The following is a 23,516-nucleotide window of genomic DNA, read 5'->3' as shown; positions in this document are numbered from 1 at the left end:
TTCCTCTTTTCTTTATCTACTGTAATTTTATTGTATGATATAGACTTCTCTTTTTTATTAAACAAATCTTACAAAATTCTTAAGTTAAAAAACAAGATGCTTTAAATTTTAGCATCTTGTTCATATAAAGCATTTGAAAAATAATAAGTGAAAGCTGCCTAAATTAATAAGTTATTCTCTTCAACTTAAAAGTAAAGCTAGTTTTCTCATGGGGCTGGCTTTTAAGAAAAATTTCTCCGCCTAATTTTTCAACAAGCCTTTTAGTTATTGTAAGTCCTAGACCGCTTCCCTGATATAATTTATTTCTTGAGTCTTCAAGTGTGTACATCCTCCCAAATACTTTCTCAACATTAATCTCATCAATACCTTTACCTTTATCCCAAATCTCTACATAGGAAAATTTATCATCATAGCTTAAATTGAGGCCTATGTATTTACCATCAATTCCATATTTAATGGCATTAGAAATTAAATTGTTCATTATTCTTTCGAGAGCCTCCAAGTTACCGGAGGCATAAATATTTACTTCAGGAATCTCAATATTCACTTCATAACCTTTTAAAGTTAAATTTTCATAAAATTCTAATATACTTTTTCTACAAACCTCATTCATATTAACTCTTGTTATAGGAATTTCTTTATCTCCTGATTCAAGCTTTACTAAATGAAAAAATTTATTGATAAGCTCAATTACTTCAAGAGCTTTATTGTGAACTTTAGAAAGTAAAATCTCTCTTTCTTCAATACTTATATTCTTGTCCAGTTTTATAGTTTCAATATATCCTAATACTACTGTAAGTGGAGTTTTTAAATCATGAGAAATATTTGAAAGCATTTTACTCATAGATATTTCTTTCTTTTTATAGTCTGCCAATACTTTTTGACTAAAATCTAAAAGGCTATTAACTGCTACAAGTAATTCTCTAAGCTCAGTATCTTCAGTAACAACTAAGAGTTTTTCGTTAGTGTTTTCCCGTATGATTTTATTTAGCTTGGTTTCAATATATTTTAAATTCTTACTTCTTTCTTTTTTAGCTTTATACTGAAAAAGTATTATGGAAATTAAAATAAAAATAATTATTAACAATAAAGCAATCAATTAATTAACCTCCAACTTGTACCCAATGCCCCATAAAGTCTTTATGTATTGTGGATTTGATGGGTCGTCCTCTATCTTTTCTCTTAGTCTTCGCATGTGTACATTGATTACATTTTCATCTCCAAAGTACTCGTCTTTCCAAATAAAACTATAAATTTGAGCCTTAGTAAAAACCCTATTAGGATTTTTACTAAACAATTTTAGTATTTGAAATTCTTTAGAAGTAAGTTGTATAGTTTGATTATTTTTACTAACTAAAAAATTACCTATGTTAATAGTAAGATTTCCTACTTTAATTACTGGCGGTTCTTCTATTTTATGAGTATTAGAATATTTTGTTGCTCTTCTAATAGCTGCTTTAATTCTTGCAGAAATTTCAATCATAGAAAAAGGCTTAGAAATATAATCATCAGCTCCAAGACCTAATCCTATTGCTTTGTCAACATCACTATCTTTTGCAGACATAATTAAAATAGGGACTGAACTCTTTTCTCTAATTATTTTCATAGTTTCCATACCATCTAACTTAGGCATCATTAAATCAAGAACAATTAAATCAAAATCGTGATTTAAATATTTAACGATTGCCTCTTCGCCGTCAAAAGCAGTTGTTACTATAAATCCATCCTTTATTAAGTAATTTTTAACCATTTCGCTAATGGATATGTCATCTTCAATAATTAAAATCTTATTGTGCATAATCATCATACCTCTTTTCCTAAATACATAAGGCATATGAAAATAAATAATAAGTCAAAATAGACTAGTAATGACTGGTTATTTATTTACGAGGCCTTAGCGCTTATCCTGATTTTACCACAAAGAATAAAGAAAGTTATTAATAAATGTGACAAATATTTATTGATGAGTTATGAAATCTATTATACTATTTATCTATGAAATAGATAGAAATTAATTCAATATAGTGATTTAATAAGAATTGTTTAATAAATATTATATTTTAAGCCTAGAGTAGTATAAAAGCTATTCTAGACTTTATTTTTACTTAGAGTTTATTTTATAAATGTAATATCTAATGGATCACGATCTACTAATCTTTTATATTTATATTTTGGGAATCCAACCATAACAGCTCCAGTTATTACTTTGTCTGTAGGAATATTAAATAGTTTTAATAATGGATAATAATTTGAAAATGCACACATTTCAAATAATCCAGCCCAACAAGAACCTAATCCAATGGTAGTTGCAAATAATTCAACATAAGAGAATGAAGAAATTGTATTTTCTCTTCCGTTTTTAAAGTCTCTTGAAGCAGTGGCTAAAATAAGATGTGGTGCATTACGTAGAATTGTATCCACACCATCTTCTCTATAAGCATGAACATGGCTTGAAAAACTCCAGTGAGGTGAATTTTCAAGTTGTTGTTCCATCCACTCAATTATTACTTTAACTGCTGTTTTTAATATTTCTTTATTTTCCACAACAATGTAGGATATTCTTTGCGAATTACTAGCAGTAGGTGCAAAACGTGCAATATCAACTAATTTTAATAATTTTTCTCGAGGTACAGGTGTATTCTTGTAACAGCGTATTGATCTACGAGATCTAAGGAGTTGTTCAGCAGTTTGTGAGTCTATGGCTGGAAAACTTTTTATATCCACTTGATTAGATAATGGTGCTTTAACATTATCAATTGCACCATGAGGACATACAGCAACACATTGACCACAAGCAATACATGATTTTGAATTAATCGCTTGTGGACCATTTTCTTGCATACATAGAACTCTTGTTGGACATACTTTTGTGCAAATTCCACATTTAATACATGATGATTGGTTTACTTTAATTAATTTCACTAATATTCACTTCCAATTATTTTATATTTTTAAGGCAAATTTAAATTACTATGATAAAATAGTTTATAAGATATAATATATACCATAGTATTATTATTAGGAAGTAGGTACTTATAAGTAATATAGTACCTATTTATATACTGAAAATTTGAGTAACCATTCTCTATTAAACGAGTAAGAAGGAGTGAAAATAATGATAAAATTTAAAGATATTGAATACAATTGCTCTATGGAATTAACTTTAGACGTTATAGGTGGTAAATGGAAACCACTTATTATTTGGCATTTAGCCGAAAAAACTATGAGATTCAGTGAGTTAAAAAGAACCCTACCACACATTACTCAAAAGATGCTTACTCAACAACTTAGAGGGTTAGAAGAAAGTGGATTAGTTAATAGATTTGTTTATACTCAAGTACCACCCAAAGTGGAATATTCTCTTACTGATTATGGGAAAAGTCTTGTACCAGTTTTATCAACTTTATGTGAATGGGGAGTTAATTATGCTCACTCAATTCAATTACATGATAAAAATCATATAAAAGCGGAATAAATAAATTAATAGTAGGTATAATTGAAAAATATTTATCTATATCCAGAAAGGGATAAAGCATGAATAAAAACGAGGAAACAAAATGGTTAGAAGACATAGACTATTTGTCTATAGAGCTTCCTAAAAGGCATAAAAATCTATTTTTTAACTTGAATAAAGATGAATTCTATAATAAAATTAATAATTTAAAAAGAGAGATTCAATACCTAGACAACTATGAGATTCAGGTTGAAATTGGGAAGATTGTTGCTTTAGTGAAAGATGCTCATACTTACATTAATATGAATGTTCGATATCTGTGTCCTATTCATTTATATTGGTTTGAGGAGGGTATATACATAATTTCTTCAATAGATAAGTATGAAAAATTAGTGGGATGCAGATTAGTAGAGATAAATGGTATAAAAATTAATGAATTAGTGAATTCACTTAGAAAAATTATTTCCTATGAAAATGAGGAGTATTTTAAAGCACAATTTCCAAAATATCTTCCAGCAGTAGAGCTGCTCTATGGATTGGAAGTAATTGATGATTTTAGCAGCCTAAAGGTTACTATAGAGGATATATATGGAACAAGTACAACTTTAGAAATAGAGTCTATGCTTGCAGGTGAAATAAGTAAAATAGAAAAGAAGACTATAGGGGATAAAGATGAAAAACTTCTGCCGCTATATAGACAGAATACAGATAAATATTACTGGTTTAAATTTTTAGAGGATTCAAAAGTGGTGTACTTTAAATACAATAGATGTAAGGATATGGATATAAAAATATGCGATTTTTGTAAAGAATTAATTGATACTATAGAAAATAATAATGTGTATAAACTTGTTATTGATGTGAGAGACAATGTAGGTGGAAACTCTACGCTATTGGATAATTTTATTGAATATTTAAGTAGTAATAATATCATTAATAAAAAGGGAAAGTTATTTGTAATTGTAGGACGTGAAACCTTTTCTTCTGCTCTGCTAAATGTATTAGCTTTAAAGAAGAAAACAGAGGCCGTATTTGTTGGTGAGTCCACTGGAGGAAAACCTAATTGTTATGGTGAAGTGGAAAACATGGTTCTCAAAAACTATGGTATTAAGATATATTATTCTACAAAATATTATAAAGTTATTGAAGACGATAAAGCTATGTGTTTTTTACCTGATATTAAGCTTGATTTTTCAATAGAGGATTATAAAAACAATGTTGATCCATTTTTAGATTATATATTAGAATTAAAATAAAAAAACTGTGAAGTATTATATCAATTATAATAATTTCACAGTTTTTTTATAAACAGAGTTTTTGGCATAAGAATAATTTTTTAATTATGAATTGAAACTATGGATTCTTTCGGTAACAGTATTGAGTTCTCCCTCTAAAAATCCTATTGTATAATCTAATACTTCATTTTCAAAAGCGCTACTATTAAAAGAATGGTTAGCTCCATTAATACTATGCAGCACGCCGCGGGTTTCATAAATTTCTAGATATTTTTCTGATGTACTGAATGGAACAGAGGCGTCCTTAGTACCATGTATTAGCAATACATTTTTATCATAGGAATGAGATTTATCAAATATATCTAAGTTAAGTACATCATCTATAAAATCTATACCTACCAGATATCCATCTAAATCATAGCATCCAATTTTACGTACTTTTTCAATATCCGCTTTGCTTTTTCCCTCAATAACTATTTTTGCCATGTTTCCAGCAGGAGCCCATAGACAAAGAGTTTTAATGTCATCTTTGCAATCTCCAGCAAGCATACTTGCTACAGCGCCACCCATACTAAAGCCTAAAATTCCTATTCTATCTGTGTCAACAAAATCAAGAGATTTAGCATAATTGAGAATTAATTTAGCATCATCCAGTTCTTTAGAAAGAGTCATATTAGCGAAATTGCCATCACTTTCACCACTTCCCATAAAGTCAAATCTAACAGAAGCAATACCATTGTCTGCTAGAAGTCTTGATAGTCTTACAAACATAAAATGTGATCCGAGTTTGTCACCGGTAAAACCGTGGAACATGCAGACTATAGGAATTTTCCCTTGAACTTTTTCTGGAGTATGCAGCATTCCCCTTAGAGCTAATCCTCTATTTTTAATTTCTACTGATCTTTGCACTAAAAATACCTCCATATAATGTTTATCATAGTATATATTATACTACATTAAGCCTTATAGTAACCTATTTTTATTGGTTAAGATTTATAGAAATATGTTAAGTTATTGTATTATAATTTAACTTAAGGAAATAAATGGTATAAATTATTAGAAGGTTAAATTTCAATAATTATTTTTAGCAGTAAGATGTCTAAAAAGCTGTCTCACAATGCATAGATATGCACTGTGAGACAGCTTCGTTTTGTGTATTAAATTGGTTTTAGAATTTATTTATTAACTTTTGCTTTAGGCACATTCAAATAAATAACTAGTCAGTATGCTAGCCTATTTTGAATTCTACTGCGTCAGCAGAATCATCTGATAGCACCACTATCATCAGGACCTGTTTCCTTGTATAATTCAAAATAGACGTCGCATCTTTGACTTGTTATTTATTTTCACATGCCTTATGACATCTTAATATTTTTAGTTACTATAAAAATATTATTAACCCAATTTACGCCATCTAGCTTCCATTGCTGGAGGAGCATATACATTCATTTTTTGAATCAATTCTAAAGGATTATCCGAAACAGAGAATAGATTCATATTTGATTCTTTCATGAAACCCTCATTACAGGTGTTTTTCAGCATATTTATAAGAGGATCAAAGAAGTGACATATATTTAATAGTCCTATAGGCTTCTGATGAATACCAATTCTAGCCCAGCTAAGCATCTCAAATAGTTCTTCAAGAGTGCCAAGTCCCCCTGGAAGAGCTATAAAGCCATCAGAAAGATCGGTCATAGTTTGTTTTCTTTCATGCATAGTGTCAACTTCAATGAGTTTAGTCAAATGTTCGCTGGCTGTTTCCACTGTAAAAAGTCCTCTAGGCATAACACCGATAGCTTTTCCATTATTTTTTAAAACTTCATTTGATACTTCACCCATAAGTCCTATTCTTGATCCACCATAGACTAATTCAATTTTGTTTTTAGCTAGTATTTTACCGAGTAATCTAGAGATTTCACTATATTCTGGACGGATACCAGAACTGGAACCGCAGTAGACACATATTCTTTTCATTGATAGTCCCTCCTGAAAATTATTTTATATATAAATTTTAGTTTTATATCTTTATCTAAAATAATATCTACAAAAAGTTTCATCTCAAAGTCTAAATTTTAGTTAACTTTTATCTGCTATAAAGTATCATTTGCCATTTTATATTTTACTTCTTCAATTATGTTAACTTCTACTATCCCATCTGCATCTTCTATTAATTTATAACATTCTTTACTCAAATTCCTCAAGTAAAGTTTTTTACCTGGTTTTCTATATTTTTCCGTTAGCATATTTATAGATTCTACAGCTGAATAGTCAGAAACTCTTGCATATTTGAAGTCAATAATAATTTTATCTGGATCATTTTTGATATCAAAAGCTTCTATAAAATCGCGAGAGGAAGCAAAAAATATTGTCCCACTTATATAATACTCTTTAAAACCACTTTTATGAATAGTAGATTCTATATTTAAATTTTTACCTTTTTTCCAAGCAAAGACAAGCGAGGATACAATAACACCAATACCTACAGCAATAGCTAAATCTGTAAATACTGTAACAGCTGAAACTAATACTATTATAAAAGCATCTGATTTAGGTATACTTTTCATAATTTTAAAGCTTGACCATTCAAATGTTTCAATTACAACCATGAACATTACACCTGTTAATGCTGATAAGGGAATTTTTTCTATAAGGCTAGATCCGAATAATATAAATCCTAATAAAAATATAGATGTTGATAGCCCTGATAATCTTCTACGTCCACCGGAACTAATATTAATCATACTTTGTCCTATCATGGCACAGCCACCCATTCCACCAAAGAAACCGGTGACTATATTAGCTAGCCCTTGACCCATGCATTCTCTGTTTTCCTGTCCTCTTGTTTCTGTAATTTCATCTATACGAGCCAGTGTCAAAAGGGATTCCATTAATCCAACTGCCGCAAGAATTACCGAGTAAGGTAATATTATTTTCAAAGTTTCCAAGTTTAATGGAACGTTTGGCAGCTTAAATACTGGAAATCCACCACCAACTTTAGCTACATCCCCAAGCATTTTTGTATCTATACCTAAAAAGTTTACTAATATATAAACAATAATGATAGCTGCTAATGATGCTGGTATTGCTTTGGTTAATTTAGGTAAAAGCTTAATTATAGCCATAGTTACGAGTACTAATCCAATCATAGTCCAAAGATGTGTTCCAGTCATCCAATGTAATGAGCCATTTGTATCTCTTAATTTAAATTGGCCTAATTGGGCTATAAAAATAAGAATAGCCAGTCCGTTTACAAATCCTAACATTACGGGTTTAGGGATAAGTCTAATAAATTTACCTAATCGTAACAATCCAATTATAATTTGAATAATACCCATTAAAATTACGGTTAAAAATAAATATTCTACACCATTTTTAGCTACAAGTTCTACCATAACAACAGCCAGTGATCCTGCTGCGCCTGATATCATTCCAGGTCTTCCTCCAAAAATTGATGTGATAAATCCTACTATAAAAGCAGCATATAATCCTACTAAGGGCTCTACTCCCGCAACAAAGGTAAAAGCTAAGGCCTCAGGTATTAAAGCAAAAGCAACTGTAAGTCCAGAGAGTATTTCAGTTTTAAAGTTGATTTTGTGTATACTATTCTCCATAAGAACAACAGTAATCAGTAACTTCTTTTACTACTAATTTAAAACTAGAATTAGCTGGTACTTCAAAGGATTGTCCGGCTGTAAAAGTTACCCATTCAGTGCTATTAGGTAGAAGTACATCAAGAATGCCTGCTGTAATTTCCATTAGTTCTTTTGCTCCAGTTCCAAATTCGTATTCTCCAGGCATCATAATTCCCAAAGTTTTTCTCTCACCATCAGCGAATAATATTGTTCTGCTTGTTACATTTCCATCAAAATAGATATTAGCTTTCTTTACAATTGATACATTTTCAAAGTTTTTCATTAGTTTTCCTCCTAATTTTCATAAGAATGTAAATTTTATTTAGTTAAATACTAATTACTTTAATAGAGTATAAGATTTCAATGACAGTGTTATCCATCTAGATAGTTACTTCTAAAGTTTGGTGTAATAAAATAGACTTTGAAATCAGATTCATTGATAAAGTATTAGTACTTTATAATTATATAGGTATATGGTAAAAATTCATAGATGTATTTGCAGAAATAGCTATCCAAGAATACCTTTACATGGTACAATTAATTTAATGATTCAGGGGAAGGCACCCATTATAAAAAACTAAGAATCATAATACTATAGCAAGGGGATGATACCCATTATAAAAAACATTTGTGTTATAGATAATAAAGATAATTCAATTGCATCAACTTATTTGAAAAGAGCCAAGCAACTAGTAAAAAAAGGACGGGCTAAATGGTTAACAGAAGATAGCATAAAATATATTGAAACATACAATCCAGTAAATTCTTTCAGGTTTACTGGATTTTTTTACTTTGAAAAAGAACTTATGTTTGCATGAATTTTCAATTTTAAGGAATAATAAGTAATATAAAATAGGTAGAAAGATAGTAGTAATATAGATTATAATAAGTAAATAGATAGTTTAGAAGAAATTCATAAGATTTCATAAAGTATTTGAAACAATAATGACGCATTGTAATACATTTGTTTATTAAAATAGTGTATGTTGATTTATAATATTAGTAGATTTAATAATTATGATAATTTAGGTGATGGTATGAGATTAGATGTTAAGTTAAAAAAACAGGTGGATGAAACTAGATATCTGTCTACAGATAATACTTGGAGATACAGGGCTATAATTAGAATAATGTATGATAGCTATGAAAAGATGAAATATGAGTTCTATAAGGAAGATATAATGCTGAAACTTAAGGAGTATGAAGATTTCAGTGATTATACCATAGACAATTTAAAGGCGGATTTGGAGGCACTGACTAGCTGGAAAAACCTATTAGCTATGGCTGATTCATCTAAGGTTAAGTCAATAGAACAGTTTAAAAATAAGGAGTTTAGGTATACCTTATCTCCCTATACTATTGAAATAGAGAGAATGTTAATAACTCTTGAAAACATGACAGTAGAAAATAATGCTTCCCTTGAAGCTAGTATGGTGGAGCGCTTTAAAATTGATTTTGAGGAAATTAAAAACATTTTATCAAAGAGTAATAAGGAAATTTATAATTGGTGGAAGAATTTAAATGGGGACTTTAAGGCGTTAAATCAAAATTATCAGGACTATGTAAGTAGATTCTATTCTCCTAAATCTGAGGAAATGATGAAGACTACTGAATTTCTCCTATATAAAGAGGGATTTATAAGTTATCTTAGGGATTTTATAAGGGGTCTACAAATAAATAGCTTGCTCATAAAAGAAATTCTTAAAAATGTTACTGAAGAAGATATTGAAAAGTTAATTCAGTGTACCTATGAATATGAAAAAGGTATTTCAACTCAGGAAATTAAGGAAGAAGAATATAAGGACATAAATAAGGGGAGATTTTTAAGTATAAAGGAATGGTTTTTAAGTTACAATAACAGGGCTCCACTTATTGAACAGCTAATTGACAATACAAATGAAATAATAAGGAGAATAACAAGGTTTGCGGCACAGATTGCAGATAAAAGGGGAAATAGTTCCAATAGAAAAGAAGAGTATAGAAAGCTTGCCTATATGTTTGATAAGTGTGAAAGTATAGGTGAAGCACATAAATTATCATCTCTTGTATTCGGTGTTTTTAACATGCATCACATAAAAGCAAATCCAGTTAGAGATACAGAGAGTATAAACAGTAGTATATATGATGAAATTCCTACAGAAGTAATATTAAGACCAAGGGTTAGAAATTACCGGGAAAAAACTATTAAAAATCCAATAGTAGATAAGAGTAAGAAAAAGGAAGAAAAGCTTAAAAATATTATGGCTAAAAGAGCTAGGGAAGAAGCAGTTATAAAAAGGCTTATAGTGAATAATGAAATAGATTTTGAAAGACTTCCAAAAATTACTGCTAGGGATAGATTTGTACTATTAAGATGGCTTTCAAAAGCTAAAAATTCAAAGCTAAAAAAATCAAAGACTGAGTTTGGTAAAGAGTATAGTATTAAAAATGATTTAGTGGAAAGAAGCGTAGAAGTAAAATGTGAAGATGGAGTTTTTACTATGCCTCACTATATTATAAAATTTGAGGAGCAAAATTTGTAATGGAAGAATTAAAGAAGTTGTTGGAAAGTTATTTTATCTTAAAAGATAGGGATAAAGAACTGTATTATTCTGTTAAAGATAGTCTAAAGAATTACAAGAGCTTTATTACTGAAAAGCTTGGATATGATATTATGATGAGAAATGATTTTATAAAGCTTGAAAAGCTTCCAGGAACTGCAGAAAAGTGGATGGGAATTGAGGATTTTAGGGATAAAAATGAATATGTGTTTTTGATGTTTTTACTTATGTTTCTCGAGGATAAGGATAAAGAAGAGCAATTTCTTTTATCTCATATAGTGGATTTTATGTCATCCAACAGTCTAAATGGAGCTATAAATTGGACAGAATATAAAATAAGAAGGCAGCTTGTAAATGTTATAAAGTTTGCTATAAAGCTCAATTTATTTGTAGTAAATGAAGAAGAGGATAAAGATTTTGCCCAAAATGAAGAATCAGAAGCACTTTATGAAAATACAGGTATTTCTAAATATTTTGTGAGAAATTTCTCTATTGATATAATGAAATGTAAAGATTATAAAGATTTTGAGGAGTATAATAAAAATCTTATAGATAGTGAAAGAGGTTTTATGAGAAGAAATAGAGTTTATAGAAGGCTTTTACTATCTCCTGTTGTGTATAATGAAGGGGCTGAAGATGAAGATTATGATTATATAAAAAAATTTAGGGGAAGAATTGAAGATGATTTTAAGAAATACTTAAATTGGTCTTTACATGTACATAGAAATGGCGCAATAGTTGTTCCAAATGAAAATGAGAACGTAAAAAATAGTTTCCCTTCTTCACTAGGTATAAGTGATGTGGTACTTCATTTGAATAAAAACATATTTCAATGGATAGAAGATGGAAAGCTGAAGAGAAAAATTAATGATGTTATAATAATTGGTGAAGATGAATTTATGAATATTTTAAAATCAGTTAAGTCATCAAAAGGTCATGGCTGGGTTAAGGAATATAGGGAGTGCAGTATAGAAAAATTATATGCTGATGTAGTTGATTATATGGAGAATTATTCTATGGTGGATAAAAGGGATAATAAAATATATATATATCCTCTGGTAGCAAAGGTTGTAGGGGATTATCCGAGAGATTATGATAATAATTTAAAAGAACAAAAAGCTGAGGGTAAAGGGGGAAAAAATAATGGAACAAAGTAGATGGATTGCAAATAAGTTTGGACTTTTAAATTTTTGGTACTATGACGAAGAAGAATTTCAGCTTTCAGATGGAAAACTTTTATTAAGAGGAACAAATGGTAGTGGAAAATCAGTAACTATGCAGAGCTTTATACCCTTATTATTGGATGGAAATAAATCTCCTGAAAGACTTGATCCCTTTGGAACTCGTTCCCGTAAGCTTGAAAATTATTTATTAGACGAAAATACAGAGGAGAAGACAGCTTATCTATATTTAGAATTTAAAAGAAGTAATAGTGAAACTTATCTTACATTAGGTATGGGAGTTAAAGCACAAAGGGGTAAGTCTATGGATTCATGGTATTTCATTATAAATGATGGAAGAAGAGTGAATGAGGATATTTTTCTCTATAAAAAGCTAGAGTCTAAGGTGGCTTTGACAAAAAAACAACTTCAAAATGAAATGGGAGCCAGTAGCTTTTTTACAGATTCACAGCAAAAATATATGGCAAAAGTAAATGAAGTACTCTTTGGGTATGAGGATGTAGAGAACTATGATGAACTTCTAACTCTTCTTATTCAAGTAAGAAGTCCTAAGCTCTCTAAGGATTTTAAACCAACTAGAATATATGATATTTTAACGGATTCACTTAAGCTTTTGTCAGAAGATGATTTAAGACCAATGTCTGAATCTATGGAAAATATGGATCAACTCCAAAACAGCCTAGAGGAAAAAGAAAAGGCACTTAAGGCAGTAAATAGCATTAAATACTATTATGATAAATATAACAGATTTTGCCTTTATGAAAAGGCCAAAGAATATGATTCAGCAAATAGGGAAGTAAAAACAAAAAAACGAGAAATAAAAACTTTGGAAGAAGAACATGAAAAATTAATTCATGAACAAAAGGATACAGGTTCAAAACTTATAAGGCTTTCAGATGAACTAAGTTATGCCAATGAAAAATATGATAGTCTTAGAAACAATGATGCTTTTAGAATAAAAGAAAAGTTGAACAGTATTAATAATATAATTCAGGAATTTAGAAAAGAAGTAGAAATTAAGGAAAATCAGCTGGAAAATAAGAAAAAAGATGAGAAAAGCAAAGGATGGAAGCTGAAAGAAGTATCAGATAATAGAGATTTGCTGCTTTCTAGGGCTAAAGAAAAGCTTAGGGAACTTAAAGATCTGGCACAGGATTTTTATTTTAGTGAAGGTGAATATATTGAAAAAGAGGTTTTAGATAATGTAGAAACCTATGAATTTTCATTTCTAGAATCAAGTTTACAAAAATACATAAGTAAAATCAAAGAGGTTAAGAAACTTTTAAGGGATTATGAAAGTGAAGAAGAAAATTTTAATAAATATCAGCAGCAATGTGACCTATTGATTAATGAAAAAGAATTAAAAGAAGAAGAACTTGAAAAAAGTAATATGATTTTAACAGAGGTAAAGGAAGAAATTAAGGAAAAATATATTAAATGGGAAGAAAAAAATGAAACTTTAAAGCTGTCAAAGGAAAATTTAAATGAAGTCTTTAAATTTATAAATGAAATAGATGGAACTGCAGAGAATAAGCTTATTACAGAACTGGATAATTCAGTTACATCAAGTTTCAATTCAATAAATGCTAAAAATAAAGTTGAACTTGAATTTACAAATAAAAATATTGAACAGAAAAAAGAAGAAATAAAAGTTTTAGAGAATGAAATTGAAGAACTGCTAATGGAAAAGAACATAGAGCCTGAAAGAGAAGCAGGTGTTGAAAAAAATAGAGAAAGGTTATCAAAGCAGGGAATATCTTTTATACCTTTATATAAGGCAATTGATTTTGATAAAGATATACCGGATAATCTAAGAAAGGTTATTGAAAGTGCATTAAATGATATGGGTATACTAGATGCACTTATAGTCAATAATGAGAATCGACAAAAAGCTTTAGCTTTTGAGGAAAATCAGTGGGATAAATATATATTCCTAACAGGTAATATGATGAGATATAATTTATCAAATTATTGCAAGGTAAATACAGAAGAACTTAAGGGAGTTTTACCTGAAGAAGTATACAATATTCTTCAAGGTATATACTTTGATGAGGATAAATTATTTTCATTAGATGAAAAAGGTAATTATGTTTTTGGAGCATTGAGAGGTAAAGCATCACAAATTTATGAGCCAAAATATATTGGACTTAGTGCAAGAAAAAAGCATAGGGAGAAGCTTATACAAGATAGACAAAAACAGATTTCAGAAAATGAGAAAGCTGTTGAAGAACTGAAAAAACTTGTTCAGAGAATAAATAATACAATTAAAATATTGGCTGAAGAATATAGTAGCAGACCATCTTTTGAAGATTTGCAGGAAAGTGTAAATATAATTTCAGCAGTAATAAGAGAAATTGAAAGACTTGAAAATGAAACAATAAAAGTTAAGGATAAAGTATTTAAATTAAAATCTGCTTTAAATGAGTTAAAGTCAAAAATATATGAAACATCTCAAGGTATAAATATTGTTAAAAAATATTCCTACTACGAAGAAGCAGAAGAATTGGCAATGGATTTTAAAAGTCAACTTATGGAGATTAAATATACTCAGGTAGAAATTAAAAATGCTGCTATAAATATTAAAAATCTTGAGGAAAATATTGAAACTTTAAATGAGGATATAGATAATATTTACAGGGAAATATCCATAAATAAAAATAAATTTAAAAACTCACAAACAGAGGAAAAAGCCTTACAGGATACATTAAAAACATTTGATATTGGGGCTATTGAAAAAGAAATTGATCATTGTCTGTCAATAAAAAATAGTAATCCTATGCAAATTGCAGCACTTCAAAAGCAAAGTGGAAAAGTTGAAACTTCCCTAAAGAATGCTGAGAAAGATTTAAATAATTATAAAGAAGAGCTTATTAAAAAACAAGGATATTTAAAAGTATTAGAAAATATATTTTTAGAAGAAGTTTCACTTAAATATATATTTCAGACTGAAGAACAAGGGGATATAGAAATGCTAAAAGAAGTGCTTCAGACAATTCAAATGTCAGAGGATAAAGACAGAAATTATTATTCTGAACAGCTTATTGAAGCACATCATAAAAATTCTGGAGAACTTAGAGAATTTAATTCAAAAATAGTACATATTTTTGAAGAAAGTAGCCAAGACATTGATTTAGATTTTATCAATAAAAGAAGAAGAATAGATATAAATTGTAGAGTTCAGGGTAAGAAAATGGCATTTAATGGTTTACTTGAAACCATTAATAGGGACATAGAAGAATTAAAGCTTTTAATTAGTACAGAGGAAAGGAGAATATTTGAAGAAGTACTTTTAAACACTATAAGTAGTAAGATAAGTGCAAAAATATATCTTTCAAGACAGTGGGTAGATAAGATAAATTCACTTATGGAAGAAAGAGATACTTCCAGTGGATTAACTTTAAGTCTCAAATGGATACCCCAAAAAGCTGAGAGAGAAGATCAGCTTGATATAACGGAACTTTTAGATATGATGGAAAGAGGGGGAAGAGCAAATGACCATGATATGAAAAAATTGGCAGTACATTTTGGAGATAAAGTGAGGGAAGCGATACGTTCTCACGAGGAAACTGGAGAAGCCAGAAATTATCAAAGCATAATTAAAGAAGTGCTTGATTATAGAAAGTGGTTTGAATTTAAGTTGTTCTATACTAAAAAAAACGAAAGAAAAAGAGAGCTTACTAACAATGCATTCTTTCAATTTTCTGGTGGAGAGAAGGCAATGTCCATGTATATTCCATTATTTTCTGCTGTATATGCTAGATATGAAAATGCAAGAAAAGATTGTCCAAGAATAATAGCAATGGATGAAGCTTTTGCAGGTGTGGATGAAAATAATATAAGGGATATGTTTAAGCTTTTAAAAGATCTTAAGCTTGATTATGTTTTGAATTCTCAAATACTTTGGGGAGATTATGATACCGTAGATAACCTTTCTATTTGTGAACTTCTGAGAGAGGAAAATGATGATATTGTATCAGTCATAAGATATCATTGGAATGGCATAGAAAAAAAGTGCTTAGTTTAGAGAATAATTAGGTGATAAAATGAAGGAATTAACAAAAGAAGCAGTAAAATATGCTAAAGGTAAGAAAGAATTAAATAGAATCTTCAAGGAAATACTCAATAAGTATAAGTCTGTAGGAAGATTTTCTGGCTACATTATATTATCAAATATAACTGAAGAGGAAAGTAGAGTATTAGGAGCTGTGGAGTATAAACTTTTCGGGAAAAAAGAAGGAAAATTATCAATAAAAAAATTTATAGACTACTTTATGCAGGGAAAATTTAAAGATTTAGTTTTTGAAGATTTTATGAGGCAATACTTTAAAGATGAATTAATTACTAATAGAGAATTAAAAGAGAAGGAAGAGTTTTTAAGAGCGGAATATTTTAATAGTATTATAGAAAGAACTTGTGAATTTGAAAGAGGTATAAGCTGGTTTAAGGCTGCTTTAAATCAAAAGAAGTATGGTTATTCAACTTTTATTAAGGAGTATAATGCAAATAGTAAAGAATTAAATGAAAAATTATATTTAACTATTAAGGCCTTATCAAAGATAAAATTAAATTCTGATAAATTAGAACCTTTGCCTATATTTTCATCACGAATTACAAAGGATCCTCATTTCTTTGATATAGGGACATCATCCTTCAATTTATTTATGTGTGGTTTATGTTATTATTTGAATATAAGATATCCTAAAAATGTAGAGGAGATAAATGAAGTATTATATGCAGCTGGTATTGCCAGAGATGAATTGTCTATATTTACTACAGTATATGGAATATCAGCTTATAATAACGAAGTAGAACATGAGGGATGGAAGGGCTTTTATGATAGATGCGAACCTCTGCATGTATCTATAAAAAACCTTAACAATGTAGATAAGCTGAAATTTAATGATAATAAGGTATTTATTTTTGAAAATCCAACTGTATTTTCAGAGGTAATAAATAATATAGAGAAAAGAAAAAAGCCACTTGTTTGTACTGGAGGACAGCTTAATAGTGCTTCTTTTATGCTTTTGGATAGGCTTATTAAATATAACGTTATATTGTATTATTCTGGGGACTTTGATCCAGAGGGACTTATGATAGCTGACAAGCTTAAATGTAGATATAAAGATAAATTAGTACTGTGGAGATATACAATTGAGGATTATTTAAAAATAAAGGGAAATAAGAACTTTAAGGGCAGAGAAAGCAAGTTTTTAAAGCTGGAAAGCAAGGAGCTTTTAGCGGTGAAGGAAGAAATGGAAAAGGATAAAATGTGTGGGTACCAGGAGTTACTTATTGAGTCGTATGTAAAGGATATAATAGAAAATAATTAATAGTAAATTAAATCATATAAATAGAGACTGATAAAGGATTAATATTCCAATGTTAGTCTCTATTTATACCTTATAGCTATGGCAACTACATTACTAATGGTATAAGGAAAGTGCCACAGGCATAATATTCAATTTTATCAATATAATAGAGAACTTTAAAAGTTAGGTTATAATCTTATTTAGTACTATAATTACAAGCCTTAAAAACTCTCATAATTCTTTCAGCAGTTCTCTCAATTAATATCTTTCCATTTTCCATAGCATCATCAAGAGGCATAGGACTATCAACTATGGAAAAAATACTGTCAAAGCCCTTTGAATAAAGAGTTTCAGCATCTTTTCCTATTCCTCCTGCAATTGCTATAACGGGGATATTGTATTTTTTAGCAATTTTTGCTACGCCAAAAGGGGTTTTACCAAAGGCAGTTTGGAAATCTATCATTCCTTCACCAGTGAATACGAGATCTGCATCTTTAATTTTTTCCTCAAGGTCTGCTAAGTTTATTACTATATCTATACCTTTTTTAATATTTGCATTTAAGAAGGCTATAAGTCCTGCACCAAGCCCACCGGCAGCACCTGCACCTGGAGTATTTATTACATAAAGGGATAGATTCTTTTTAATAATTTCAGCATAATTTGCTAAATTTTTATCCAAAACTTCAATCATATTTTCATCAGCACCTTTTTGTGGGCCAAATACGTGAGATGCGCCTTTAGGGCCACAAAGAGGATTATCTACATCGCAGGCAGCAGTTATGCTGCATTCCTTTATTCTAGGATCTATATCAGACACATCTATAGAACTTAATTTATCTAGACTGCCTCCACCTTCTTCAATATCATTACCTTCTTTATCAAAGAACTTTACTCCCAGTGCCTTAGCTACCCCAAGTCCTCCGTCATTAGTAGCACTTCCACCAAGACCAATAATTATGTTTCTACAACCTTTGTCCAGTGCATCTTTTATGAGTTGTCCTGTACCGAAGCTTGTAGTTATCATAGGGTTTCTTTCTTCCTTAGAAATAAGTGGAAGGCCGGAGGCAGCAGCCATTTCTATTATGGCGGTTTTACCATCTCCAAGTATGCCATAGAAGGCTGTAACATCTTTTCCAATAGGACCTTTAACCACTGTATTTATTATTTTCCCATCAGTGCTATCAACTAATGATTGTACTGTACCTTCACCACCGTCTGCCATAGGTACTTTTTCAACAGTTGAATTATTAAATACTCTGCGGATTCCATTTTCTATGCTGTTTGCCACCTCTAAGGCAGTCAAACTTCCTTTATATGAGTCAGGTGCAATTACGATTTTCATACTTTCGCTTCCCTTCATGAGATATGTTCAATTTTATTATAGCAGGAGCTGCCTCAAAATGCATTAGAGATGTATTTAGCTGTTAACTTCATTAAAAGCAATATTTTTAAATATAATTTTAAAAATTAACATATCCTTATTGTAAACATTTTCCATGGTGGATTCATTTTGAGACAGCCCCAAAGAAAGTTATACTGTTTTATATATAAAACGTTTACAATGGCTTTTCGAAAATGAAGCAAATTTATATAAAATAGTATTTAATTTTTTATATTGTTTATAGTTTCTGAATTTTCAATGTTCAATGTATTTTGTACGACCTTTGTACTATTTTCTAATATTGCTTTAGGATGTCGGTTTTTTTCTCGTTTTCCTAGATAATTTACAAGTAATGGGCATAACAGTGCAGTGATTATAACGGAGGCAGATACTTGTACTGTTGCACTGCTCGCAAAAGGAGCGAATGTTGGATCTATAGCTGCAAGTGCCATAGGGGTAGCGGATGCAATTCCGGCTGTAGTTCCTATGGCTGCACCAACGGCTCTTTTACAATGAAATATTCCATATACAAAGTAACCACCAAGTCCTGTAAATACAAGGGTGATTATGCCTAATATGAGACCTGGAACACCAGCATTAAGTATAGTTTGTAAATTAAGAGATGCACCAATAGAAAAACCTAAAAATGGTATTAACATATGACCATGACTTAATAATTCTCTCCAATCGGGATCTAGATTTCCAAGTACAAAGCCAACTATAACTGGAATTAAAACGGCAACAAATGAAATTACAGGAATACTTGCAAAGCCAGATGCACCTAAAATCAGCATTGTAAAGAGTGGACCATTATTCAGTGCTATTACGGATACCGCACCTACATCTGTATCATCTCCATTTTCACTGGATAAAACTGCAAATAGCGAGCTGTTTGAATTTGTCATAGCTGGAATTATAGCAAGAAGACTTAGACCAAAGATTCCAGAGTTACCAAATACTTTACCTATGAGAAGGCCAATACAGGCGCCTATAAGAATTTTTGTTATTGTTAGTACAGCACCTTTTGCTAGGGCTACCTTTGCCTTTTTTACATCTATTTGAGAACCGGCACAAAGCATAAAAAGTGCAAGGAAGCCTGTAGTTGAAGCTTTAAAAAGGGCGGTTGTAAAGCCGCCAATCTTTAATGCATCCGGGAAGAAGGTGTTAAGTAATATACCAATAATTGCAGGGGCTAGAAGAACGCCTCCTGGTAGCTTTTTCATGGTTTTCATTATTTTCATAAAAATTTCCCCCTATATAAATAGATTAAAAACTAAGGACGGAATACTATTTTTATAGCTGTATCATCTTTGTCAGCTAGATCAAAGCCCTCTTTAATATCTTTAAGTTTGAATTCATTTGTTATAAGAGGTTTAATATCTATAATTCCCTGTTGCACTGGTCTTAAAGTTTCAGGTGTCCATACATATCTGTGATGCCAAGTGTGATGAACAAGGCAGGTATTAATGAATTCAATACCATCATCATGCCATCTGCTAATATCTAAAGTAACAGGTTGAGTTACCCAACTATAAAATACAAATTTGCCATTGTGTTTAATAATATTACTTGCCATATTAAAAGATTCCTGAGTACCGGCAGCTTCTACTACAACATCAGCACCAACTCCATTTGTAAGTTCATCTACAATTTGTTTTACGTTTTCTTTCTTTAAATTTATAGTTACGTCAGTACCAAGTTTTTTAGCTAGTTCAAGTTTTCCATCAAGAACGTCTACTACAATAACTTTGAAGGCTCCTTTTTTCTTTGCACATTGAGCTATAATTTGTCCTGCAAAACCTCCTCCCATTACTACCACTGTGTCACCTAATTGTACTCCGCTGTTAAGTCCAGAATACATTGCACAGGAAATTGGTTCTCCAAGACTTGCAATATCAAGATCCAATCCTTCTGGAACTGGTTGAAGCTGCCAAGTAGGAGTTTTGAAATAATCAGCGTAGTTATTGTTCCAACCGAAGGCAATAACTTTATCACCAACTTTATAGTCTGTAACTCTGCTTCCAGCTTCTACTATTACACCACCACTTTCATGACCAAGTTCAAATGGAAATTTAGGTTCTTTTCTGAATTCAGCAGTTTTCTTAGGCATGAAACCTCTATAAAAGTTTTTGTCTGAACCGCATATTCCTATAAGATTATTTTTTACTATTACTTCATCCTCACCACAAACTAATTCCTTTTCTACTAAGTCAATATCGTATGGTCCTTTTAATAAAGCTGCTCTTGTTATAACACTCATGTCTATTTCTCCCTTCGAATTTTAATTTAATGTAATTATCTAAATCTAGTTTAATGATAAACTCTTACTAAGCAAGATTGATTAATAAGTATTTTGTGTACACACATTTATATAAAGCAATTGATGTGCCAAGTTATACTATATATTAATTTTATAAAGAATAAATTCAGATTAATGTAGTCAATTTATTAGGAAATACAAGCATATATATGGATATAGGCAAATTTTAAAAAGATTTAAAATGAAAGCCTCAGAAAGATATCGTTTACAAATTTGTTGGAAATAAGTTAAATATGTTGTATGATTGCAATATGTGAATGTTGCATATGCAACTTATAAAACGTTTACAAATATTAGAGCGGAGTGATGATAATATGATTAATATAGTTTTTGTTGTTCCTTATCCTGAAATGGAGGAGAACGTAAAGGAGATATTTGATAATCATGTTCAAAAAGATATGCTTTACGAAAATATATCTGTAGTACATGCAGAAAAGATAAATGTAGATGAGCTAAAAGGGGATATTGTAATTGCAAGGGGATTAACCTTTGAAAAAATAAAAAAATATAAACCATTAATGCCTAAAATTAAATTAACTATAAGTGCCGTAGATATAATAAATGCATTGAGAATGTGTAATGAAAGGTATAGTCCTAAGAAGATTGCTTTAATGGGCGATTATACATCCATATTAGAAGCTAAACCTTTTTTTGATTTATTAAATTGCAATATAGAAATTTACAATGAAAAACAGGCAGAAAATATTCCTTCAATATTTGAAGCTGCAAAGAAAGATGGTTGTGATGCTTTTGTAGGGGGATACTCAGTATGTAGATTTGTAAAAAAACAAAATGCTAAGTGTTTAATAATAAAAACGGGTAAGGAAGCCATTTTGAATGCTATTAATGAAGCAATAAGAAGTTATGAAATTATAAAGAGCAGTAAAATTTCAAAAATTATTATAGAGAATTCCAAGGATAGTTTAATCTATGTAGGCAAGGATTTCAAAATAACATTAATGAATCCGGAAGCTCAAAAATATCTTGAAAAACTTTATAAAAAGAAAAACTTTTATGAAAAAGACATTAAGGATGTATTTCCGTTTATGTATGATAATATCAAAAATGTACTTTTACAGAAGAAAGAAATATCTAATGAACTTCATAAAATTGATGATATCAATATAACTGCAACATATATACCTATATATATTGGTAGCATTATAAATGGTATTATGATAAATTTCACTAATATTGAAAATGTTCAACAAAATGAAATTCAAATCAGAAAAAAATTGAGTGTAAATGGACTTCAGGCAAAATATACTTTTGAAAATATTATATATAAAAGTGATCTTATGGCACAGACAATTGAACAGGCTAAAAAGATTTCATCCGTTTCATCAAATATTTTAATTATTGGGGATACAGGGACAGGAAAGGAGCTCTTTGCTCAAAGCATACATAATGCTAGCCCACGTAGAAATGGACCCTTTGTAGCAATAAACTGTGCTTCCTTGCCAGAAAATTTAATAGAAAGTGAGTTGTTTGGATATAGCAGTGGGGCTTTTACTAATGCTGTTAAGGGTGGTAAAGTTGGGCTAATAGAACTTGCACATAATGGAACCTTGTTCCTTGATGAAATCTCAGAACTCCCTGTGGCCTTTCAAAGTAAGCTTTTAAGAGTTTTGCAAGAACATGAGGTTAGGAGAATAGGCGATGACAAGACTATATCAGTAAATGTAAGAATTATATCTGCACTTAATAAAAATATATATCAGCTCGTAAAGGATGGACTTTTTCGTAAGGATTTACTCTACAGATTAGATGTTCTAAGGTTAAATATTCCATCACTTAATTATAGAAGGGAAGATGTATTACAGTTATTTATGTATTATATTAATATATTTAATAAGAGGATAGGAAGCAAAATAAGTTCATTAAGTTCTAAAGCTGAAAAACTTTTAGAAAATTATGAGTTTGAGGGGAATGTAAGAGAACTCAGAAATATAGTGGAGAGGGTATGTGTACTAAGTAATTCTGATACTGTGAGCTATTCTGATATGTATGATTCCCTATATAATAGAGAGCTTGATGACAACTATACTTTAAATAGTAACAATAATTCATTTAATATAGACATGCATGCTTCTGAAAGAGAAATTATTGAACAAGCATTAATAAAGACACAGTTTAATAAAAAAAAGGCGGCAGAACTTCTTGGAATTGATCGTTCAACTCTGTGGAGAAAGATAAAAAAATTTGATGTAAGATAAAAGATAGATTTTTATGGATACAATGTTTTGATGTGACATAGGTGTTAATATAAATGAAAAAATTTATTAAAGGGAATATATTATTGCTAAATTAACAATAAAACATTATAAAAATTATTAAAATATCATAAATGTATTGTAAATTAAAGTAAATTGTGCTAAAATAATATTGAAGGTTAATAAATCAACAATTTAATCGTATAAAATATATTAATATAATAATTATAAAAATAAGATATACTACGTGT

18 protein-coding genes are annotated in these 23,516 nt (G+C 29.9%); 8 read left to right on the top strand and 10 right to left on the bottom strand.

The genetic code is table 11. The annotated features are described in order from the left end of the window. Positions 1-163: 163 nt before the first annotated feature. From RH99_RS00635 to RH99_RS00625, 3 genes are all read right to left on the bottom strand, one after another. A complete protein-coding gene (locus RH99_RS00635) occupies positions 164-1,099 on the bottom strand; it encodes a sensor histidine kinase (RefSeq protein WP_010233015.1) in 936 nt (311 codons plus the stop codon). Further along, entirely contained in the window at positions 1,100-1,798 is a 699-nt protein-coding gene (locus RH99_RS00630; protein ID WP_010233014.1) for a response regulator transcription factor, read from the bottom strand. Between the two features lie 314 nt (positions 1,799-2,112). Next, positions 2,113-2,922 (bottom strand): nitroreductase family protein, encoded by an 810-nt coding sequence (locus RH99_RS00625; protein ID WP_010233011.1) that lies wholly within the window; start codon positions 2,920-2,922, stop codon positions 2,113-2,115. A 193-nt stretch (positions 2,923-3,115) separates the two neighbouring features. Between RH99_RS00625 and RH99_RS00620 the strand changes: the two genes are divergently transcribed. Both RH99_RS00620 and RH99_RS00615 read left to right on the top strand, forming a co-directional pair. Beyond that, entirely contained in the window at positions 3,116-3,475 is a 360-nt protein-coding gene (locus tag RH99_RS00620; protein ID WP_010233009.1) for a winged helix-turn-helix transcriptional regulator, read from the top strand. Between the two features lie 59 nt (positions 3,476-3,534). Further along, positions 3,535-4,710: a S41 family peptidase gene (locus RH99_RS00615; protein WP_010233007.1), complete on the top strand. Its 1,176-nt coding sequence runs from the start codon at positions 3,535-3,537 to the stop codon at positions 4,708-4,710. An 84-nt stretch (positions 4,711-4,794) separates the two neighbouring features. On the opposite strand, the gene RH99_RS00610 is transcribed toward RH99_RS00615, so the two are convergent. From RH99_RS00610 to ppnP, 4 genes are all read right to left on the bottom strand, one after another. Further along, a complete protein-coding gene (locus tag RH99_RS00610; protein ID WP_010233006.1) occupies positions 4,795-5,598 on the bottom strand; it encodes an alpha/beta hydrolase family protein in 804 nt (267 codons plus the stop codon). Between the two features lie 486 nt (positions 5,599-6,084). Then, the gene (locus tag RH99_RS00605; protein WP_010233005.1) at positions 6,085-6,663 is read right to left on the bottom strand and encodes an LOG family protein; all 579 of its coding nucleotides are present in this window, start codon (positions 6,661-6,663) and stop codon (positions 6,085-6,087) included. 116 nt (positions 6,664-6,779) lie between these two features. Continuing rightward, the gene (locus RH99_RS00600) at positions 6,780-8,300 is read right to left on the bottom strand and encodes a SulP family inorganic anion transporter (protein ID WP_010233004.1); all 1,521 of its coding nucleotides are present in this window, start codon (positions 8,298-8,300) and stop codon (positions 6,780-6,782) included. After that, positions 8,290-8,604 carry a pyrimidine/purine nucleoside phosphorylase gene (gene ppnP, locus RH99_RS00595; RefSeq protein ID WP_010233003.1) on the bottom strand — a complete coding sequence of 105 codons (315 nt, stop codon included), beginning with the start codon at positions 8,602-8,604 and terminating at the stop codon, positions 8,290-8,292. Before ppnP ends, RH99_RS00600 begins: the two co-directional genes overlap by 11 nt. A gap of 322 nt (positions 8,605-8,926) precedes the next feature. Between ppnP and RH99_RS00590 the strand changes: the two genes are divergently transcribed. From RH99_RS00590 to RH99_RS00570, 5 genes are all read left to right on the top strand, one after another. Then, positions 8,927-9,139, top strand: a complete 213-nt coding sequence (locus tag RH99_RS00590; protein WP_010233002.1) for a hypothetical protein — start codon at positions 8,927-8,929, stop codon at positions 9,137-9,139. Positions 9,140-9,304: 165 nt separating this feature from the next. Then, the gene (locus RH99_RS00585) at positions 9,305-10,843 is read left to right on the top strand and encodes a TIGR02677 family protein (RefSeq protein WP_243441426.1); all 1,539 of its coding nucleotides are present in this window, start codon (positions 9,305-9,307) and stop codon (positions 10,841-10,843) included. Beyond that, entirely contained in the window at positions 10,843-12,018 is a 1,176-nt protein-coding gene (locus RH99_RS00580; protein WP_010232998.1) for a TIGR02678 family protein, read from the top strand. Before RH99_RS00585 ends, RH99_RS00580 begins: the two co-directional genes overlap by 1 nt. Beyond that, positions 12,005-16,066: a TIGR02680 family protein gene (locus RH99_RS00575; RefSeq protein WP_010232996.1), complete on the top strand. Its 4,062-nt coding sequence runs from the start codon at positions 12,005-12,007 to the stop codon at positions 16,064-16,066. Before RH99_RS00580 ends, RH99_RS00575 begins: the two co-directional genes overlap by 14 nt. A 19-nt stretch (positions 16,067-16,085) precedes the next feature. Further along, entirely contained in the window at positions 16,086-17,372 is a 1,287-nt protein-coding gene (locus tag RH99_RS00570; protein ID WP_010232993.1) for a DUF2399 domain-containing protein, read from the top strand. Between the two features lie 175 nt (positions 17,373-17,547). On the opposite strand, the gene RH99_RS00565 is transcribed toward RH99_RS00570, so the two are convergent. The 3 genes from RH99_RS00565 to RH99_RS00555 form a co-directional block, all read right to left on the bottom strand. Continuing rightward, positions 17,548-18,693 carry a glycerate kinase gene (locus tag RH99_RS00565; RefSeq protein WP_010232990.1) on the bottom strand — a complete coding sequence of 382 codons (1,146 nt, stop codon included), beginning with the start codon at positions 18,691-18,693 and terminating at the stop codon, positions 17,548-17,550. Between the two features lie 260 nt (positions 18,694-18,953). Next, on the bottom strand, positions 18,954-19,973 hold the full coding sequence (locus RH99_RS00560; protein ID WP_010232989.1) for a 2-keto-3-deoxygluconate permease: 1,020 nt from the start codon (positions 19,971-19,973) through the stop codon (positions 18,954-18,956). A 32-nt stretch (positions 19,974-20,005) separates the two neighbouring features. Beyond that, positions 20,006-20,992 (bottom strand): zinc-dependent alcohol dehydrogenase, encoded by a 987-nt coding sequence (locus tag RH99_RS00555; RefSeq protein ID WP_010232987.1) that lies wholly within the window; start codon positions 20,990-20,992, stop codon positions 20,006-20,008. A gap of 374 nt (positions 20,993-21,366) precedes the next feature. On the opposite strand from RH99_RS00555, the gene RH99_RS00550 reads away from it, so the two are divergent. Continuing rightward, positions 21,367-23,268: a sigma-54-dependent Fis family transcriptional regulator gene (locus RH99_RS00550; RefSeq protein ID WP_010232985.1), complete on the top strand. Its 1,902-nt coding sequence runs from the start codon at positions 21,367-21,369 to the stop codon at positions 23,266-23,268. Positions 23,269-23,516 lie beyond the last annotated feature (248 nt).

Source organism: Clostridium arbusti SL206, from assembly GCF_000246895.1.
Lineage (GTDB): Bacteria > Bacillota > Clostridia > Clostridiales > Clostridiaceae > Clostridium_I > Clostridium_I arbusti.
The sequence above is the reverse complement of the archived record's forward strand: the minus strand, read 5'-3'. Positions and strand labels throughout refer to the sequence as shown.

What these genes read in the sequence shown, in the direction of transcription:
- RH99_RS00575 (WP_010232996.1), top strand. Translation starts at nt 12,005, where the DNA reads ATGGAACAAAGTAGATGGATTGCAAATAAGTTTGGACTTTTAAATTTT.
- RH99_RS00630 (WP_010233014.1), bottom strand. Translation starts at nt 1,798, where the DNA reads ATGCACAATAAGATTTTAATTATTGAAGATGACATATCCATTAGCGAA.
- RH99_RS00620 (WP_010233009.1), top strand. Translation starts at nt 3,116, where the DNA reads ATGATAAAATTTAAAGATATTGAATACAATTGCTCTATGGAATTAACT.
- RH99_RS00570 (WP_010232993.1), top strand. Translation starts at nt 16,086, where the DNA reads ATGAAGGAATTAACAAAAGAAGCAGTAAAATATGCTAAAGGTAAGAAA.
- RH99_RS00560 (WP_010232989.1), bottom strand. Translation starts at nt 19,973, where the DNA reads ATGAAAATAATGAAAACCATGAAAAAGCTACCAGGAGGCGTTCTTCTA.
- RH99_RS00580 (WP_010232998.1), top strand. Translation starts at nt 10,843, where the DNA reads ATGGAAGAATTAAAGAAGTTGTTGGAAAGTTATTTTATCTTAAAAGAT.
- RH99_RS00585 (WP_243441426.1), top strand. Translation starts at nt 9,305, where the DNA reads ATGTTGATTTATAATATTAGTAGATTTAATAATTATGATAATTTAGGT.
- RH99_RS00550 (WP_010232985.1), top strand. Translation starts at nt 21,367, where the DNA reads ATGATTAATATAGTTTTTGTTGTTCCTTATCCTGAAATGGAGGAGAAC.
- RH99_RS00555 (WP_010232987.1), bottom strand. Translation starts at nt 20,992, where the DNA reads ATGAGTGTTATAACAAGAGCAGCTTTATTAAAAGGACCATACGATATT.
- ppnP (WP_010233003.1), bottom strand. Translation starts at nt 8,604, where the DNA reads ATGAAAAACTTTGAAAATGTATCAATTGTAAAGAAAGCTAATATCTAT.
- RH99_RS00565 (WP_010232990.1), bottom strand. Translation starts at nt 18,693, where the DNA reads ATGAAAATCGTAATTGCACCTGACTCATATAAAGGAAGTTTGACTGCC.
- RH99_RS00615 (WP_010233007.1), top strand. Translation starts at nt 3,535, where the DNA reads ATGAATAAAAACGAGGAAACAAAATGGTTAGAAGACATAGACTATTTG.
- RH99_RS00600 (WP_010233004.1), bottom strand. Translation starts at nt 8,300, where the DNA reads ATGGAGAATAGTATACACAAAATCAACTTTAAAACTGAAATACTCTCT.
- RH99_RS00605 (WP_010233005.1), bottom strand. Translation starts at nt 6,663, where the DNA reads ATGAAAAGAATATGTGTCTACTGCGGTTCCAGTTCTGGTATCCGTCCA.
- RH99_RS00590 (WP_010233002.1), top strand. Translation starts at nt 8,927, where the DNA reads ATGATACCCATTATAAAAAACATTTGTGTTATAGATAATAAAGATAAT.